Genomic DNA, 16919 nt, shown 5'->3' on the forward strand with positions numbered 1-16919 from the left:
CCTGCCCTAGTTTCTAGCTCACCAGACATTCGGATGTCTAGACGAATTTGAGGTGCGAGATGCTGGACATGGCAGCGGGGGCGTTCCCGGCGGAGGCACCGCCCGGACGGGCCGACTGGATCGGAGTCCTCGCCAAGGCGCTGCCGGCCGAGGTCGAAACGGCCTTCGCCGGGATCGATGCCCCGCCCGCCTACGCCTTCCTGCGCCGCCCCGAGATCGGCATGGTCATGGTGCGCGGGCGCGCCGGCGGCACCGGGGAGCGCTTCAATCTCGGAGAGATGACCGTGACCCGCTGCGCCGTGCAGGTCGCAGACGGCGGCATCGGCTACGGCTACGTCGCTGGCCGCGACAAGCGCCATGCCGAACTCGCGGCGGTGCTCGACGCCATGCTGCAGGACGAGACCCGGCGGGACGCCCTCATTGCCTCGGTGATCGAGCCGCTCCGGACCGCCCAGGGCGACCGGCGCCGCACCGCATCGACCAAGGCCGCGGCGACGCGCGTCGACTTCTTCACCATGGTCCGCGGCGAGGATTGATCCATGGGTCCCACCGCCTCCCCCCTCGCTGCTCCGGCGATGGCCCCGGGGTTCGCGAACCCGGTCTTCGACAGCCAGGACATGTTCCGCCGCCTGCTGGAGGCGATGAGCTATCCCGGCCGGATCGTCGGCGCCGGCACGCTCGCGGCCGCGCCCGCACCGCTGTCGCGAGCCGCGGCCGCCGCGTTCCTGGCACTCGCCGACTACGAGACGCCCGTCTGGCTCGACGCCACGGGGCGTCCGGCCCGCGACTGGCTGCGCTTCCACTGCGGCTGCCCAGTCGTCGCCGATCCGGCCGCGGCCCGCTTCGCACTGGTCGCCGACCCGACCGCGATGCTGCCGCTGTCCGCCTTCGACCCTGGCACCGACGAGTATCCCGATCGCTCGACCACCTTGGTGATCGAGGTCGCCGGTCTGGAGTCTACTGGCGGCGTGCGTCTCGTCGGTCCCGGCATCCTGGGCGAAGCACACCTCGCGGTGGACGGTTTGCCGGCGCGGATCTGGGATCAGTGGCGCGAAAACCGCGTCCTGTTTCCGGGCGGGGTCGATTTGATCCTCACCTGCGGTGACCGGCTCGCCGCACTGCCCCGCACCGTGAAGGTGGAGATCTGACATGTATGTCGCGGTAAAGGGCGGCGAGCGCGCCATCCTGAACAGCCACAGCCTGCTGGAGGAGACCCGGCGGGGCGACACCGCCCATCCCGAACTCACCCTGGCGCAGATCCGCGAACAGCTCGGCCTCGCGGTCGACCGGGTGATGACGGAAGGCTCGCTCTACGATCCCGATCTCGCCGCCCTGGCGCTGAAGCAGGCCTGCGGCGACGTGATCGAGGCGGTGTTCCTGCTCCGCGCCTACCGCACGACCCTGCCCCGCTTCGGCGCCTCCGAGCCGGTCGACACCGGCCACATGGCGATCCGCCGGCGGATCTCGGCGACGTTCAAGGATCTTCCTGGCGGACAGGTGCTGGGACCGACCTTCGACTACACCCACCGCCTGCTCGACTTCGGCCTGGCCGGCACCGCCGATCGGGCCGCCGCGCCGACCGCACCGACGCCCATCGAAGACGCGATGCCGCGCGTGACCGATATCCTCGACAGCCAGAGCCTGATCGAATCCGAACGTCCCGAACCCGACGAGCGGGACGTGCCGGACATCACCCGCGACCCACTGCGCTTCCCGGCGCCGCGCGGCGCGCGGCTGCAGAACCTGGCGCGTGGCGACGAGGGCTTCCTGCTCAGCCTCGGCTACTCGACCCAGCGCGGCTATGGCCGCAACCATCCCTTCGTCGGCGAGGTTCGCCTGGGCGAGGTGGCGGTCGAGTTCGTGCCGGAGGAACTGGGCTTCGCCATCGAGATCGGCGAGATCACCGTGACCGAGTGCCAGATGGTCAATCACTTCAAGGGCTCGAAGACCCAGCCGCCGCAGTTCACCCGCGGCTACGGCCTGACCTTCGGCCACTGCGAGCGCAAGGCGATGGCGATGGCCCTGGTCGACCGCGCGCTGCGCGCCGCCGAACTCGACGAGGAACCGACGGCGCCGGCGCAGGACCAGGAGTTCGTCATGTCCCACAGCGACAATGTCGAGGCCTCGGGCTTCGTCCAGCATCTGAAGCTGCCCCACTATGTCGATTTCCAGGGCGAGCTGGAGATGATCCGCGGCATGCGCCGGGAAATCGCCGAACGCGAGAACAGCGCGAAGGAGGCAGCGGAATGAGCGCCGCGACCACATCGTCCGCGCCCACGACCACGACCGATCCCGGCTACAATTTCGCCTATCTGGACGAGCAGACGAAGCGGATGATCCGCCGCTGCATCCTGAAGGCGGTCGCCATCCCCGGCTACCAAGTACCGTTCGCCAGCCGCGAGATGCCCTTGCCCTACGGCTGGGGGACCGGCGGCATCCAGGTGACGGCGAGCGTCATCGGCCCCGACGACGTCCTGAAGGTCATCGACCAGGGCGCCGACGACACCACCAACGCCGTCAGCATCCGCCGCTTCTTCGCCCGCACCGCCGGCGTCGCCACCACGGAGGCGACGGACGAGGCGACCGTCATCCAGACCCGCCATCGCATCCCGGAGAAGCCGCTGCGCGAGGGGCAGATCCTGGTCTACCAGGTGCCGATCCCGGAGCCGCTGCGCTGGCTGGAGCCGCGCGAGGCCGAGACGCGCAAGATGCATGCGCTGCAGGAATATGGCGCCATGCACGTCCGGCTCTACGAGGACATCGCCAAGCACGGCCGCATCGCGACCTCCTACGACTATCCGGTCAAGGTGAACGGCCGCTACGTGACCGCACCGTCGCCGATCCCGAAGTTCGACAATCCGAAGATGCACATGAACCCGGCGATCCAGCTGTTCGGCGCCGGCCGCGAGAAGCGCATCTACGCCATCCCGCCCTACACGACGGTGACCAGCCTCGACTTCGAGGACCATCCCTTCACCGTGCAGAAATGGGACGAGGCCTGCACGCTGTGCGGCGCCACCGACACCTATCTCGACGAGGTCGTCGTCGACGACAGGGGCGGGCGGATGTTCGTCTGCTCCGACAGCCACCATTGCGGCGAACGGCAGGCCGCGCAGCAGACGGAAACGGCAGCACCCTGGAAGGGAGCGGCGGAATGAGCGGCATGGACGCGCGCGAACTTCCGCTGCTGCGGGTGCGCGAGGTGGCGCGCTACCACGGCGCCAACCTCGGCTGCCGCAACATATCCTTCGACCTCTGGCCCGGCGAGGTGATCGCGGTCGTCGGCGAATCCGGCTCCGGCAAGACCACCCTGCTGAACTGCCTGTCCGCCCAGCTCGAGCCGACGGCCGGCACGGTGCGCTACAACAGCCGCACCGACGGGCTGCAGGACATCTATCGGATGTCGGAGGCATCGCGCCGCATGCTGATGCGCACCGACTGGGGCTTCGTCCATCAGGACGCGCGCCAGGGCCTGCGGATGCGGGTCTCGGCCGGCGCCAATGTGGGCGAACGGCTGATGGCGCTCGGCGCCCGGCACTATGGCGACATCCGCGGCGAGGCGACCGACTGGCTGGGCAAGGTCGAGATCGACGTGGGCCGCATCGACGACATGCCGCGCACCTTCTCCGGCGGCATGCTCCAGCGGCTGCAGATCGCCCGCAACCTCGTCACCAAGCCGCGCCTGATCTTCATGGACGAGCCGACCGGTGGGCTCGACGTCTCGGTCCAGGCGCGACTGCTCGACCTGCTGCGCGAACTCATCGCCGACTTCGGCCTGTCGGCGATCATCGTGACGCACGACCTCGCGGTGGCGCGGATGCTGTCGCACCGGATGCTCGTCATGCATCGCGGCGAGGTCGTCGAGACCGGCCTGACCGACCAGGTCCTCGACGATCCGCATCACGCCTACACCCAGCTTCTCGTCTCCTCGGTGCTCCAGCCATGACCCTGCCCCCTTCCCTCATCGTCCGGGAACTGAGCAAGACCTTCACGCTGCACATCCAGGGCACGACCCTGCCCGTGCTGCGCGACATCGACCTCACCATCGCGCCGGGCGAGGCCGTGGTGCTCAGCGGGCCGTCCGGTGCCGGCAAGAGCAGCTTCATGCGCTGCGTCTACGCCAACTATCGGCCGCAGACGGGCAGCGTGCTGGTACGGCACGACGGGCAGCTGGTCGACATGCTGACTGCGGAGCCGCGCGAGGTGCTGGAGGTTCGCCGCCGCACCATGGGCTTCGTCAGCCAGTTCCTGCGCGTCATCCCCCGCGTGCCGACCATCGACGTGGTGGCAGAGCCGGTACGTGCCGTCGGCGTCGGCCGCGAGAAGGCGCGCGAGCGCGCCGGCGAACTGCTGGCGCGGCTGCGCATCCCGGAGCGGCTCTGGAACCTGCCGCCCGCCACCTTCTCCGGCGGCGAACAGCAGCGCGTGAACATCGCCCGCGGCTTCGCCCATCCCTATCCCGTGCTGCTGCTGGACGAACCCACCGCGTCGCTCGACGCACGGAACCGCGACACCGTGGTCGACATGATCCGCGAGGTGCGCGAGGCGGGGGCGGCGATCCTCGGCATCTTCCACGACGAGGCCGTCCGCGAGGCCGTCGCGACGCGCATCTTCGAGATGACTCCCGTGGAGACGAGCAGGGCGGCATGAGCGGGACGAGGATCGATACGGCCGCAGCGCTGGAAGCGCTCTACGGCGAGCCCGACGAGCGCTCGCTCGTGAAGGAGGTCGACCGTCTTACGGCACCCTACCGCGCCTTCGTCGAGACGGCACCCTTCTTCGCCCTCGCGACCGTCGGCCCCGGCGGCCTCGACTGTTCGCCGCGCGGCGACGCGCCCGGCTTCGTGCGCGTGGTCGACGATCGCACCCTCGTCGTGCCCGACCGGCGCGGCAACAACCGCATCGACAGCCTGCGCAACATCGTCGCCGACCCGCGCGTCGGGCTGCTGTTCCTGATCCCCGGCGTCGGCGAGACGCTGCGCATCAACGGCACCGCCGAACTCGATGCCGATCCAGACTTGGCGAAAAGCTTCGCCGTGGACGGAAAGCTGCCGCGGCTCTGCATCCGCATCACCATCGACACCGTCTACTTCCAGTGCTCGCGCGCCCTGGTCCGCTCGTCGCTCTGGGACTCCGCCGCCCGAGTCGAGCGCGCGGCCGTTCCGACCGCCGGCGCGATGCTGAAGGCCTGCCGCGACAGTTTCGACGCCGACGCCTACGACGCGGCGTTGCCGGAGCGGGTCGAGGCGTCGCTGTACTGACCGGGGTCAGGCGCTCGAGCCGCCGGCGACGCCGTCCATGAACTTGGCGAGCCGCACGTCGAGCGCTGTCAGGCCCTGGGCGTCGTGCGTCGAGAGGGTCACCTCGACCCGGCTGTACACGTTGAACCATTCCGGATGATGGTCCATCCGCTCGGCCATCATCGCCACGCGGCTCATGAAGCCGAACGCCTCGTTGAAGTCGGCGAACTTGAAGGTCTTGGCGATCGCGTCGCGATCCTCGACCGGGTGCCAGCCGGAAAGCCCCGCCAGCGCATGCGCCCGGTCGCTGCCTTCGAGGCGCTTCGGCCTGCTCTTGTCCGCCATCGGGAACTCCCTATTTCTGCGGTCCACGCTCTGCAGGAATATGGGCCGGCCATGTCGAAACCGAACCCCCGCGGCCCCTTCGGCTCCGCCCCGTCCATCGAGGAGATGGAGGAGATGGCCGAGCGTGCGTTCGAGACCATCCCCCCCGAACTCAGCCGCCACGTGCGCGGCGTCGTCATCCATGTGGACGAGTTTCCCGACGCGGAGACCGAGCGCGAGATGGAGTTGGAATCGCCGTTCGACCTGCTCGGCCTGTATCGCGGTGTCTCGCTCGCCGAGAAGAGCGTCCTGGCGCCGACCACCGACCTCGACATGATCTACCTCTATCGCCGGCCGATCCTCGACTATTGGTGCGACACCGGCGAGGACCTGGAACATGTCGTCCGGCACGTGCTGATTCACGAGATCGGCCATCATTTCGGCCTGTCCGACGAGGACATGGACGCGATCGAGGCCGGCGAGAGCCGCAACTGACGGTCGCGCGCCCGGCGGCGCCGTCCCATCTTTCCGTGAAATCGATTCGGTGGAAGACTGTGCCCGTCGAGGCGCAGGTCTCGCCTGCACCTCGCCGCAGCCGGCACCAAGCCGGCACGGACAAGACTGCAGGAGGACGCCATGGATTTCGGGCTTTTCACCATGCCCTCGCACCCGCCGGAGCGGTCGTTGCGCGACGGGCACGAATGGGACCTCCAGGTCCTGCGCTGGGCCGACGAGATGGGCTTCACCGAGGCCTGGATCGGCGAGCATCACACCGCCCCCTGGGAACCGCATCCCTCCCCCGACCTGCTCGTCGCCCAGGCGCTGATGCAGACCAAGAACATCCGTCTCGGACCGGGCGGCTTCCTGCTGCCCTACCACCACCCGGCCGAACTGGCCAACCGCGTCGCCATGCTCGACCACATCTCCGGCGGCCGGCTGAATTTCGGCGTGGCGGCCAGCGGTCTGCCGAGCGACTGGGCGATGTTCCAGGTCGATGGCATGTCCGGCCAGAACCGCGACATGACCCGCGAGGCGCTGGAGATCATCCTGCGCATGTGGGGGCCCGAGGAGACTTTCGAGCATCGCGGCAAATACTGGTCGGTCGACAAGCCCGGCACGATGTTCGGCTTCCTCAAGCCGCACATAAAGCCGCTGCAGCAGCCGCACCCGCCGATCGGCGTCGCCGGCCTCAGCAAGAACTCCGACACGCTGAAGCTCGCCGGCGAGCGCGGCTTCATCCCGATGAGCCTCAACCTGAACCCCGCCTACGTCTCCAGCCACTGGGATTCGGTCGAGGAGGGTGCGCGGCGCACCGGCCGCACGCCGCAGCGCAGCGAGTGGCGGCTGGTCCGCGAAATCTTCGTCGCCGAGACCGACGAGGAGGCGTGGCGCCTCTCGGTCGGCGGCATGATGGGCCGGATGATGGGCGAGTATTTCCTGCCGCTGCTCGAGAATTTCGGCTTCAAGGAGTATCTGAAGCACGCCCCCGACGTGCCCGACAGCGACGTCACGGTCGAATACTGCGCCCGGCACAACTGGCTCGTGGGCTCCCCCGCGACGGTCGCCGAGAAGCTGGAGAAGGTCTACGACGAGGTCGGCGGCTTCGGCAGCCTGCTCGTCTTCGGCTTCGACTATGCCGAGAATCCCGAAGCCTGGCGGACCTCCATGGGCCTGATCCAGAGCGAGGTCGTGCCACGGGTGAAGCACCTGATGCCGAAGGTCGCCGCGGCGGCCGCGGCGGAATGATGGCGGCATCACCGTAGGGGCGGGGCTTGCCCTGCCCCGATCGAGATCATCAGCATCACGGTCGTGTCGCGAGGGCCGGGCAAGCCCGGCCCCTACGCGCCGTCGGCAGCAGGAGAAAACATGAAAAACAAACTCTGCGAGCAGTTCGGCATCGACTTTCCGCTCTTCGCCTTTAGCCACTGCCGCGACGTCGTGGCGGAGGTGACCAATGCCGGCGGCGTCGGCGTCCTCGGTGCCGTCGGCCACACGCCGGAGAGCCTGGAGATCGAGCTCTCCTGGATCGACGAGAAGGTGAAGGGCCGGCCCTACGGCATCGACCTGCTGATCCCGAACAAGCTGGAGGCGAAGGAAGGCGGCCTCACCGCCGCCGACATCGAGGCGCGCGTGCCGCCCGAGCATCGGCGTTATGTCGAGGACCTGCTCGCCGAGCACGGCATCGACACCAGCGACCTGTGGGCCGACAAGGTCGGCGCCGACTATGGCGACAACCTGCGCGAGGCCGGCGCCTCGAAGCTGCTCGACGTCGCCTTCGACCACCCGATCGCACTGGTGGTGAATGCGCTCGGCGTGCCGCCCGCCTCGATGATCGAGCGCGCCCGAGCGCGCGGCATTCCGGTCGGCGCCCTCACCGGCGCGCGCGAGCACGCCCTGCGCCACGCCGAGGCCGGCGTCGACATTCTGATCGTCTCGGGCACCGAGGCCGGCGGCCATTGCGGCGAGGTCTCGACCATGGTGCTGGTGCCGGAGGTGCTGCGCGCGCTGGAGCCGTGGGGCGACCGCGTCAAGGTCCTCGCCGCCGGCGGCATCGTCACCGGCCGCCAGATGGCGGCCTGCATGGCGATGGGAGCCGCGGGCGTCTGGACCGGCTCGGTCTGGCTGACCACCGCCGAGGCGGAGACGATCCCGACGGTGAAGGAGAAGATGCTGGCCGCGACGTCGCGCGACACCGTCCGTTCGCGCGGCCGTACCGGCAAATATACGCGCCAGCTCCGCTCCGCCTGGACCGACGCCTGGCACGCGCCAGACGCACCCAGTCCGCTGCACATGCCCTTCCAGGGCCTGCTCAGCCGCCCCGCCATGGCCAAGATCGACAAGCTGGCCGAAGGCGGCCATGCCGGCGCGAAGCAGCTCGCCACCTACTATGTCGGCCAGGGCGTCGGCCTGATGGAGACGCCGCAGACGACGCGACAGGTGGTCGCTTCCTTCATGGAGGACTATGCCGAGGCGGTCGAGCGGCTGACGGCGACCCTCGCGGAATAGGCTCAGGCGGGCGCGGCCCGCGCCCGCTCGTGTTCGTGAGCATGCTCATGGGCATGATCATGCGCATCGGTGCACCGGCCGCGCTCGAGCTGGATCGTCGCATGCTCGATACCGTAGCGCTCGGCCACTTCGCGCTGCAGCCGGTGCAGCACGGCGTCGTGGTCGGCGTCCTCGGCGATGGTCGCGTGCATCGTCAGCAGCGGCCGCTCGGGCGTCAGCGACCAGGCGTGCACGTGATGCACGTCGAGCACCCCCGGCACGGCTTTCGTCAGGGCCTCGCGCAGCGCGGGGACGTCCAGACCCTCCGGCGCGCTCTCCATCAGCACGTTCCACGACTGCCGCACCAGCACCCAGGCGCTGCGCAGGATCAGCAGCGCGACGAGCACGGAGAGGATCGGGTCGATCGGCATCCAGCCGGTCCACATGATGACACCGGCCGCAACGATGGCCGCGATCGACCCCAGTAGGTCGCCCATCACGTGCAGCACCGCACCTCGAATGTTCAGGTTCTCGCGGCTGCCGCCGTGCAGGATGGCGAAGGCGGCGAGATTCACCAGGAGGCCGAGGACGGCGATGACCAGCATCGTCCCGCCCAGCACCTCGACCGGCGCGAACAGCCGGCGCACGGCCTCGACGGCGATCCATGCCGCGATGGCGAGAAGGGTCCCGCCATTGATCAGCGCCGCCAGGATCTGAAACCGGTGGTGGCCGTAGGATCGCTCCGGCGTCGCGCGCCGCCGGCCGATGCGGAAGGCATACCAAGCGAGACCCAGCGCCGCCGTGTCGGCCAGCATGTGCCCGGCGTCTGCCAGCAGCGCCAGCGACCCCGACAGGATCCCGCCCACGGCCTCGGCGACCATGAATCCGCCCGTCAGTGCCAGCGCGAGCAGCACCCGCCGCTCGTCGCCCGCGTGGACGTGCTGGTGGTGGTGATGTCCGTGACCGGCGCCCATGGGCACACCTGCGAAGCGTTCGAACTTCCCTCTAGCTCGCCCCTCTACCGCCTATAGGGTCAATGGCCCCGATGCCGCAGGCGTTCCGGTCCCCTATTCGCGCTCGATCCAGGCGATCCGCAGCGTGTTCGTCGCGCCCGGGGTGCCGAAGGGAACGCCGGCGGTGATCACCACCTTGTCGCCCGGCCCGGCATACTCCTCGCGGTGCGCGATCGCCCGCGCCTTCTGCACCATGCTGGCGAAGCTGGTGACGTCGCTGGTGTGGACGCTGTGCACGCCCCAGACCAGCGACAGCCGCCGCGCCGTGCGCATGTCGGAGGTCAGGCCGAGGATCGGCACGTCCGGCCGCTCGCGCGCCGCACGCTGCGTCGTGGCGCCCGAGGTCGTGTAGGTGACGATGGCCGAGGCTCCGACGGTATGCGCCACCTGGCGCGCGGCCGCGGAAATCGCATCGGCGGCGTTCGCCTGCGGCTGCCAGTGCTCCGCATCCATGATGCCGCGATAGTGCGGGTCGCTCTCGGTCCGGCGGATGATCCGGTTCATGATGCCGACCGCCTCGCGCGGATACTGGCCGGCGGCCGTCTCGGCCGACAGCATCACTGCGTCGGCGCCGTCGTAGACGGCCGTCGCCACGTCCGAAGCCTCGGCCCGCGTCGGCGACGGCGAGCCGACCATCGACTCCAGCATCTGCGTCGCGACGATCACCGGCTTGCCGGCGTCGCGGCAGGCGCGGACGATCTGCTTCTGCAGGCTCGGCACGTCCTCGGGCGGCATCTCCACGCCCAGGTCGCCGCGCGCCACCATCACCGCGTCGGACATGTCGATCAGTTCGTCGAGCCGCTGGATCGCGGCCGGCTTCTCCAGCTTGATCAGGACCGACGCCCGCCCGGCGATCAACTTGCGCGCCTCGGCCACGTCCTCCGGCCGCTGCACGAAGGACAGCGCGATCCAGTCGACGCCCGCGTCCAGCGCGAAGCGCATGTCGTCACGGTCCTTGTCGGTCAGCGCCGATATCGGCAGCATCACCCCCGGCACGTTGACGCCCTTGCGGTCCGAAAGCTCGCCCCCGGCGATGACTTCGGTGTCCGCGAAGGTCGGTCCGCACTCCAGGATGCGCAGCCTGATCCGCCCGTCGTTCAGCAGCAGGTCGGTGCCGACCTCCAGCGCCTTGAAGATCTCCGGGTGCGGCAGGCGGGCGCCGTGGACGTCGCCGGTCTTGCGCTTCAGCTCCAGCCGGAACCGGTGTCCCGCCTTCAGTTCGACGGGCCCGCCGGCGAACGTCCCGACGCGCAGCTTAGGCCCCTGCAGGTCCGCCATGACGCCGATCGGCCGTCCCAGCCTGCGCTCCAGCTTGCGGATCGCGTCCAGGCGGGCCGCGTGCTCGTCGTGGCTACCGTGGCTGAAATTCAGGCGGAAGATGTCGACGCCCTGCTCGAAGAGCGCGGCGATCATCTCCGGGCTGGAGCTTGCCGGTCCCAGCGTCGCTACGATCTTCGCGCTGCGTCTACGTCGCATGCCTGGCCTGTCCCGATTCGCGTTTCAGTCTGTGCCGGCGGAACCGGCGGACGCCCTTCAGGCCGGCGAGCCGACGAAAATGGCGCGGAAGTCGTTGACGTTCGTGCGCGTCGGCCCGGTGACAAGGAGTGCGCCGAGCTTTTCGAAGAGCGAATAGGCATCGTTGTCGGCCAGCATCCCGGCCGGATCAAGTCCCAGCGCCCGCGCCCGAGCCAGCGTTTCCGGTCCGATCAGCGCACCGGCATTGTCCTCGCTGCCGTCGATGCCGTCCGTATCGCAGGCGATGGCATGGATGCGGCCATGGCCCTGCAGCGCGATGGCGAGTCCCAGCAGGAACTCGGCGTTGCGCCCGCCGCGGCCGTTGCCGCGCACCGTCACCGTCGTCTCGCCGCCGGACAGAACCACGCACGGCGCCGGAACCGGCTGGCCGCGGTCGGCGACCTGCCGTGCGATGGCCGCCAGCACCCGGGCCACCTCGCGCGCCTCGCCTTCGATGCTGTCGGACAGCACCAGCGGCGCCAGCCCCATCGCGCGCGCCGCGGCGGCCGCGGCGTCCAGTGCCTCCTGCGGCGTCGCGATCATCCGCAGTTCGGTCCGCTCGAAGACCGCGTCGCCCGGCTTCGGCGTCTCGGCCGCCGGATCGTCCAGGTGGCGCCGCACCGCCTCGGGCACGGCGATGTGGTAGCGGCGCAGGACCGCCAGCGCGTCGGCGCGCGTCGTCGGGTCCGGCACGGTGGGCCCGGAGGCGATCACCGAAGGGTCGTCGCCCGGCACGTCGGAGATCGCCAGGGTCACCACCCGCGCCGGCGCCGCTCGCTGCGCCAGCCGTCCGCCCTTGATCGCCGACAGGTGCTTGCGCACCGCGTTCATCTCGTCGATCGCGGCGCCCGAACGCAGCAACGCCCGCGTGACCGCCTGCTTGTCCTCCAGGCTGATCCCAGCCGCCGGCTGCACCAGCAGGGCCGAGCCGCCGCCCGAGATCAGGCACAGCACCAGGTCGTCGGCGCCGAGGCCGTCGACCTGCGCCATCACGTGCGCCGCGGCCTCGCGGCCGGCGGCGTCCGGCATCGGATGCCCCGCCTCGACCACATCGATGCGGCTGCACGGCAGGCCGTGGCCGTAGCGGGTGACGACGACGCCCTCGATCGGCCCCGGCCAACTGTCCTCGACCGCCTTGGCCATGGCCGCCGCCGCCTTGCCCGCGCCGACCACCACGGTGCGCCCGCGCGGCGGCTCCGGCAGGTTGGGCGGCACCACGCGCAACGGATCCGCCCGCGCCACGGCGGCGTCGAAGAGGCGGCGGAGAATGTCGGCGGGTTCGGCCATCGGCAGAGGTTAACCGATTGCCATGACGGTTGAAATGCTGCGGCTTACACGTCCGCGCCGGGCTCGGGCAGCACCGGGCCGCCGAGGGCCCGATAGAGCGCGATCGCCTCCTGCGCCAGCACCGTCTCCGCCTCGGCGAGGGCGAGACGCGAGTCGGTCAGTTCGCGCTGCGCGTCCAGCACGTCGATGAATCCGGCGAGACCCTGCGTATAGAGCGAACGTGCCCGTTCCGCCGCCTCGTCGTTGGCCGCGACAGCGTCGCGCAGGGCGGCGGCCCTGTCGCGTGCGCCGGCATGACCGATCAGGGCGGCCTCCACCGCCTCCACCGCGTCGAGCAGCGTCTGGCGGTAGGCCACCAGCGCCTGCCGGGCGCGCGCTTCGGCCGCGTCGATGTCGGCCCGGCGGGCGCCCGCGTCGAACAGCGGGACGTCCAGCACGGCGCTCAGCGATCCGACCACCGCCGTCACGATCCCGCCGGCCCCCAGTCCCCCGACGTCGATGCCGATCGACCCGGGGATCGTCAGCCTCGGGTAGAGCGCCGCCTGGGCGACGCCGACCTCGGCCGCCGTCACGGCAATGGCATATTCCGCCGCCCGCATGTCGGGCCGCCGCCGCAGCAGATCGGCCGGCACCCCGACGCCGGGTCCGCGTTCGAGCACCGGCACCGGGCGCGGCGGCTCGAGACGGGCGGAGACGGTGCCGGGCAGCGTGCCAGCGAGGACCGCGATCGCGTTCTTCGTCCGTTCGATCTCGACCCGGATCGGCGGCAGTTCGCTCGCGAGCTGCGCCACGGCCGCCTCGGCCCGGACGCGGTCGAGGCCGGTGGCGAGCCCCGCATCGACCCGTTCCCCGACCAGTTGCAGCGTGCGCTGCTGCAGGTCCAGCGAGTCTTCCGCCAGCGCGAAGCGCAGCTGTGCGCCCCGCAGCGAGACGTAGAGGTTCGCCATGTCCGCCGCGACCGTCAGCGCCGCGGCCGCGCGCAACGCCTCCTGCCGGAACGCCTCCGCCCGCAGTGCCGCGCGTTGCGCGCGCAGACCCCCGAACAGGTCGGCGTCCCAGTTGAAGCCGAGCAGCGCATCGGCGGCGCCCTCGGCCTCCGTGCCGTCGTCGTCCGAGCGGAGGTCGCCGCCGACCGAGGCACTGCCGTCCAGCGTCGGGTAGAGACGCGACCCTGCCACGCGGGCCTCGGCCCGCGCCTCGCGCACCCGCAGCCGCGCCGTCTCTATGTCGAGATTCCGGGCGAGCGCGGTCTCGACCAGCTCGGTCAGGACCGGATCCTCGAAGCCTTCCCACCAGCGGGTGTCCGGATCCCCCGCCACCTCGATCGGCGGAACGGGCGCCCTGTAGGCCGCCTGCAGCGGCGGCTCCGGCGCCTCGGACACCAGGCCGAAGCGCGCACAGCCCGACAGCAGCGCGCCGGCGCACAGCAGAGCGGCGATCCTGCGGTTCACTGTACGGCCTCCGCCGCCCGGAGTTCTTCCGCCAGCCGCCGGTCGGTATCGCCGCGCGGCTTCGACAGCCGCGCCAGCGCCACATAGGCGACGGGCGTCAGGAACAGGGTGAACAGGGTGGCGAGGCCCAGGCCGCCGAAGGCGACCCATCCGATCGCGGCCCGCGCCTCGGCCCCCGGTCCGCTGCCGATCACGAGCGGCAGGCCGCCCAGGACGGTAGAGATCATCGTCATCATCACCGGGCGCAGCCGGATGGTCGCCGCATTGCGCGCCGCCTCCGCCACGCTCTGTCCTTCGTCCCGCAGCTGGTTGGCGAACTCGACGATCAGGATGCCGTTCTTCGCCATCAGGCCGACCAGCATGACGAGGCCGATCTGGCTGTAGATGTTCAGCGACATCCCGGTCAGCCAGAGCGCCACGATGGCCGCCGCGATGCCGAACGGCACGGTGACCATGACGACCAAAGCACTGGCGAAACTCTCGAACTGCGCCGCCAGGACGAGCAGGACGACCACGATCGCGATCGCGAAGGTCAGGTAGACGCCGTAGGAGGTCTCCTCCAACGTCGCCGCCTGGTTCAGAAAGATCAGTTGAACGTCGGGCGGGAGAATGTCGGCCGCCACCCGCTCGACCGCCTCCATGGCTTCGCGCAGCGAATAGCCCGTCCCCAGGCCGGCGTCGATGGTGATCGCCCGGCGCTGTTCCTCGCGGTCCAGTTCGGGCGAGATGCCCGCCTCCTCCAGCGTCGCGATGGCGGAGAGCGGCACGAGCCGCCCGTCGTTGCCCGCGACGAACAGCGACCGCAGGTCCTCCGGATCGTCGAGCGTACCGGTCGAGGCGTGCAGCATGATCGGCACGGCCCGATCGTCGACGTTCAGGTCGGTCACGTCGTAGCCGTCGACCATGGACCGGACGGCCATCGAAACGGCCTGCATGTCGATGCCCAGGTCGGCGACCCGCTCCCGGTCGATGCGCAGCGAGAGTTCCGGCTGCGTCGTGGCGAAATCCAACCGCGGATCGGACAGTTCCGGCACATCGCGCAGCGCCGCCTCCAGCGCCGTCCCCACGTCGGCCAGGCGCTCGTAGCTCGTGCCCGTGATCGCGAACTCCAGGTCCAGACCGGCGTCGCGGAGGCCCAGGCTGTTCGGATTGGCGATGTTGATGCGCGCACCGGGGACCGCCTCCAGCGGCCCGCGCAGTTCGTCCGCGATCTCCTGCTGGCTGCGCGACCGCCTATCCCACGGCGCGAGAGTGCCGAGAATAAGGGCGCGGTTGAGATCCCACCGCCCGACGATGGCGAAGACGCCCTCGATCTCGCCGGACTCCACATAGGGCTGGAGCAGCGCCTCGACCTGCGCCACCTGGCGGTCGGTATAGGAGAGCGCGACACCCTCGGGCCCGGACAGGGTGATCTGGATCGCGCCGCGATCCTCGGCCGGCAGCAGTTCCTCGTCGAGCGAGCCGAACATCGCTGCGGCGACGGCCGCGAACAGCAGGGCGAGCCCCGCCAGCACGATCGGCGCCCGCAACGCCCGGTCGAGTACGTTGGCATAGAAACGGGCGAAGCTGCCGGCGACACGCCGCTGCAGCCCACCAGCCGCGTCCGTCCCGTCCGGAAGGCGGGAGGCGAGCATGGTGCCGAGGGTAAGTGCCACGAAGGACGAGATCGACACGGCGATAGCCATGACGAAGCCGAACTCGCCGAACAGCCGCCCCGCGTCCCCGGGCATGAAGGATATCGGCACGAACACCGAGGCCAGCGTCGCCGTGGTGGCGATGACGGCGAAGAACACCTGCCGCGTGCCCAGCACCGCCGCCGCCCGCGCCGCCGCCCCCTGCTGCCGCATGCGCTGGATGTTCTCCAGGACGACGATCGAATCGTCCACCACGAGGCCCGTCGCCAGCACCAGCGCCAGGAGCGTGAGGAGATTGACGGAGAAACCGAGCAGCCAGATCGCTGCGAGCGTTCCAATCAGCGATACGGGGATCGCCACCGCCGGGATCAGGGTCGCGCGCAGGGAGCCGATGAACAGCCAGATGACGCCTATGACGATCGTCACGGCCAGGAACAGGCTGATCACCACCTCGCGCACCGAGCCGCGGATGAAGACGGCGTCGTCCGACGTCTTCACGATGCTCACGCCCTCGAGCCGCCCGTTCAGCCGCTCGATCGCGCGGTCCACGCCTTCCGCGATGGTGATGGTGTTCGACTGCGCCTGCCGCAGGACGCCGACGCCCAACACGAAGGATCCGTCGAACCTGGTGAAGGAGGTCGCCTCGGCCGGTCCGAACGAGACGTCGGCCACATCGCCGATGCGGGTGCCGTTCCGGATGATCAGTCTTTCGATCTGCACCGTCTCGAAAACCGAGGCGTCGGCCCGGACGACGAGGCTCTGGTCGCCGGATTCCAGGCTGCCCGCCGGAACGTCGAACGGGGCGTTCTCCAGCGCGGCCGCGACGTCGCCGAACGCCAGGCCGTAGCTGGCCAGCCGCAGGGGATCCACCACGACGCGCAGCACACGCTCCTGATCGCCGTACATCGGCACGTCCGCCACGCCCGGCACGCCCGCCAGTTCGGGGACGATCTGGTCTTCGACGATTGTCGTCAGTTCGTCGCGCGTATAGGCGGTGCTGCTGATGGCGAGACGCACGACCGGGGAAGCGTCGTCGTCGGCCTTGATGACGACGACGTCCTCCACGTCCTCGGGCAGTTCCCGCTCGACGCGTGCGACCGCCTCGCGCAGGTCGTTGGCCGCGTCGATGAGGTCGATCGAGGGATAGAACTCGACGCGCACGCGCGCCGACGTCTCTTCGCTCGCCGCGCTGATCGCGCGCACGCCCGACACCCGCGCCGCCGCGCCTTCGAGGATGCGCGTGACCTCGGCGTCCATCGTCTCCGGCGAGGCGCCGGGGAACGTCGCCCGGACCATCACGATGGGCCGATCCACGTCCGGGAGTTCCCGAACCTCGACGCCGAGAATGGCGGCGAGGCCGGCGATGACGATCAGCAGGTTGGCCACGATGGTGAGGATCGGGCGGCGAACGCTTATGCTGGCGATGTCGTCGCGGGCCGGCGAAGCGGCGGGAGACTCGACGGCCGCCAT

General features: G+C 70.1%; 16 protein-coding genes. 10 read left to right on the plus strand and 6 right to left on the minus strand.

What is annotated here, in order from left to right; translation table 11 throughout:
* Positions 1 to 59 precede the first annotated feature (59 nt).
* From phnG to ABIE65_RS11110, 7 genes are read left to right on the plus strand one after another with little or no spacing between them, the layout of a single operon-like run.
* Positions 60 to 536, plus strand: coding sequence for a phosphonate C-P lyase system protein PhnG (gene phnG, locus ABIE65_RS11080; protein ID WP_354077725.1), 477 nt, complete (start codon positions 60 to 62; stop codon positions 534 to 536).
* A gap of 3 nt (positions 537 to 539) precedes the next feature.
* The gene (gene phnH, locus ABIE65_RS11085; protein WP_354077726.1) at positions 540 to 1148 is read left to right on the plus strand and encodes a phosphonate C-P lyase system protein PhnH; all 609 of its coding nucleotides are present in this window, start codon (positions 540 to 542) and stop codon (positions 1146 to 1148) included.
* Position 1149: 1 nt separating this feature from the next.
* Positions 1150 to 2250, plus strand: coding sequence for a carbon-phosphorus lyase complex subunit (locus ABIE65_RS11090; RefSeq protein WP_354077728.1), 1101 nt, complete (start codon positions 1150 to 1152; stop codon positions 2248 to 2250).
* The gene (locus ABIE65_RS11095; protein ID WP_354077729.1) at positions 2247 to 3158 is read left to right on the plus strand and encodes an alpha-D-ribose 1-methylphosphonate 5-phosphate C-P-lyase PhnJ; all 912 of its coding nucleotides are present in this window, start codon (positions 2247 to 2249) and stop codon (positions 3156 to 3158) included. Before ABIE65_RS11090 ends, ABIE65_RS11095 begins: the two co-directional genes overlap by 4 nt.
* Positions 3155 to 3946, plus strand: a complete 792-nt coding sequence (gene phnK, locus ABIE65_RS11100) for a phosphonate C-P lyase system protein PhnK (protein WP_354077730.1) — start codon at positions 3155 to 3157, stop codon at positions 3944 to 3946. The genes ABIE65_RS11095 and phnK overlap by 4 nt, the downstream gene beginning before the upstream one ends.
* Positions 3943 to 4650, plus strand: a complete 708-nt coding sequence (phnL, locus tag ABIE65_RS11105; RefSeq protein ID WP_354077732.1) for a phosphonate C-P lyase system protein PhnL — start codon at positions 3943 to 3945, stop codon at positions 4648 to 4650. Before phnK ends, phnL begins: the two co-directional genes overlap by 4 nt.
* Complete coding sequence (locus ABIE65_RS11110) at positions 4647 to 5261, plus strand: pyridoxamine 5'-phosphate oxidase family protein (protein WP_354077734.1); 615 nt, start codon at positions 4647 to 4649, stop codon at positions 5259 to 5261. Before phnL ends, ABIE65_RS11110 begins: the two co-directional genes overlap by 4 nt.
* A 6-nt stretch (positions 5262 to 5267) precedes the next feature.
* Here the strand turns inward: ABIE65_RS11110 and ABIE65_RS11115 are convergent, their stop codons facing one another.
* Positions 5268 to 5585, minus strand: a complete 318-nt coding sequence (locus ABIE65_RS11115) for a 4a-hydroxytetrahydrobiopterin dehydratase (protein ID WP_354077735.1) — start codon at positions 5583 to 5585, stop codon at positions 5268 to 5270.
* A 51-nt stretch (positions 5586 to 5636) separates the two neighbouring features.
* On the opposite strand from ABIE65_RS11115, the gene ABIE65_RS11120 reads away from it, so the two are divergent.
* The 3 genes from ABIE65_RS11120 (at position 5637) to ABIE65_RS11130 (ending at position 8570) form a co-directional block, all read left to right on the plus strand.
* A complete protein-coding gene (locus ABIE65_RS11120) occupies positions 5637 to 6059 on the plus strand; it encodes a metallopeptidase family protein (RefSeq protein ID WP_354077736.1) in 423 nt (140 codons plus the stop codon).
* A gap of 141 nt (positions 6060 to 6200) precedes the next feature.
* Complete coding sequence (locus ABIE65_RS11125) at positions 6201 to 7310, plus strand: LLM class flavin-dependent oxidoreductase (protein WP_354077737.1); 1110 nt, start codon at positions 6201 to 6203, stop codon at positions 7308 to 7310.
* Between the two features lie 120 nt (positions 7311 to 7430).
* Positions 7431 to 8570, plus strand: coding sequence for a nitronate monooxygenase (locus ABIE65_RS11130; protein ID WP_354077739.1), 1140 nt, complete (start codon positions 7431 to 7433; stop codon positions 8568 to 8570).
* Between the two features lie 2 nt (positions 8571 to 8572).
* On the opposite strand, the gene ABIE65_RS11135 is transcribed toward ABIE65_RS11130, so the two are convergent.
* From ABIE65_RS11135 to ABIE65_RS11155, 5 genes are all read right to left on the minus strand, one after another.
* Positions 8573 to 9523 (minus strand): cation diffusion facilitator family transporter, encoded by a 951-nt coding sequence (locus tag ABIE65_RS11135; RefSeq protein ID WP_354077741.1) that lies wholly within the window; start codon positions 9521 to 9523, stop codon positions 8573 to 8575.
* A gap of 93 nt (positions 9524 to 9616) precedes the next feature.
* Entirely contained in the window at positions 9617 to 11038 is a 1422-nt protein-coding gene (pyk, locus tag ABIE65_RS11140; RefSeq protein ID WP_354077743.1) for a pyruvate kinase, read from the minus strand.
* A 57-nt stretch (positions 11039 to 11095) separates the two neighbouring features.
* Complete coding sequence (locus tag ABIE65_RS11145; RefSeq protein ID WP_354077744.1) at positions 11096 to 12364, minus strand: glycerate kinase type-2 family protein; 1269 nt, start codon at positions 12362 to 12364, stop codon at positions 11096 to 11098.
* A gap of 44 nt (positions 12365 to 12408) precedes the next feature.
* Positions 12409 to 13815, minus strand: a complete 1407-nt coding sequence (locus ABIE65_RS11150) for an efflux transporter outer membrane subunit (RefSeq protein WP_354077745.1) — start codon at positions 13813 to 13815, stop codon at positions 12409 to 12411.
* The gene (locus ABIE65_RS11155) at positions 13812 to 16919 is read right to left on the minus strand and encodes an efflux RND transporter permease subunit (RefSeq protein ID WP_354077747.1); all 3108 of its coding nucleotides are present in this window, start codon (positions 16917 to 16919) and stop codon (positions 13812 to 13814) included. Before ABIE65_RS11155 ends, ABIE65_RS11150 begins: the two co-directional genes overlap by 4 nt.

The organism is Constrictibacter sp. MBR-5 (assembly GCF_040549485.1).
Taxonomy (GTDB): domain Bacteria; phylum Pseudomonadota; class Alphaproteobacteria; order JAJUGE01; family JAJUGE01; genus Constrictibacter.

Coding starts and splice junctions, on each gene's coding strand:
- ABIE65_RS11135 (WP_354077741.1), bottom strand. CDS start 9,523: ATGGGCGCCGGTCACGGACATCACCACCACCAGCACGTCCACGCGGGC.
- ABIE65_RS11110 (WP_354077734.1), top strand. CDS start 4,647: ATGAGCGGGACGAGGATCGATACGGCCGCAGCGCTGGAAGCGCTCTAC.
- ABIE65_RS11120 (WP_354077736.1), top strand. CDS start 5,637: ATGTCGAAACCGAACCCCCGCGGCCCCTTCGGCTCCGCCCCGTCCATC.
- ABIE65_RS11145 (WP_354077744.1), bottom strand. CDS start 12,364: ATGGCCGAACCCGCCGACATTCTCCGCCGCCTCTTCGACGCCGCCGTG.
- phnG (WP_354077725.1), top strand. CDS start 60: ATGCTGGACATGGCAGCGGGGGCGTTCCCGGCGGAGGCACCGCCCGGA.
- ABIE65_RS11155 (WP_354077747.1), bottom strand. CDS start 16,919: ATGGCGGCCGTCGAGTCTCCCGCCGCTTCGCCGGCCCGCGACGACATC.
- ABIE65_RS11095 (WP_354077729.1), top strand. CDS start 2,247: ATGAGCGCCGCGACCACATCGTCCGCGCCCACGACCACGACCGATCCC.
- ABIE65_RS11090 (WP_354077728.1), top strand. CDS start 1,150: ATGTATGTCGCGGTAAAGGGCGGCGAGCGCGCCATCCTGAACAGCCAC.
- ABIE65_RS11125 (WP_354077737.1), top strand. CDS start 6,201: ATGGATTTCGGGCTTTTCACCATGCCCTCGCACCCGCCGGAGCGGTCG.
- phnL (WP_354077732.1), top strand. CDS start 3,943: ATGACCCTGCCCCCTTCCCTCATCGTCCGGGAACTGAGCAAGACCTTC.
- phnK (WP_354077730.1), top strand. CDS start 3,155: ATGAGCGGCATGGACGCGCGCGAACTTCCGCTGCTGCGGGTGCGCGAG.
- phnH (WP_354077726.1), top strand. CDS start 540: ATGGGTCCCACCGCCTCCCCCCTCGCTGCTCCGGCGATGGCCCCGGGG.
- pyk (WP_354077743.1), bottom strand. CDS start 11,038: ATGCGACGTAGACGCAGCGCGAAGATCGTAGCGACGCTGGGACCGGCA.
- ABIE65_RS11115 (WP_354077735.1), bottom strand. CDS start 5,585: ATGGCGGACAAGAGCAGGCCGAAGCGCCTCGAAGGCAGCGACCGGGCG.
- ABIE65_RS11130 (WP_354077739.1), top strand. CDS start 7,431: ATGAAAAACAAACTCTGCGAGCAGTTCGGCATCGACTTTCCGCTCTTC.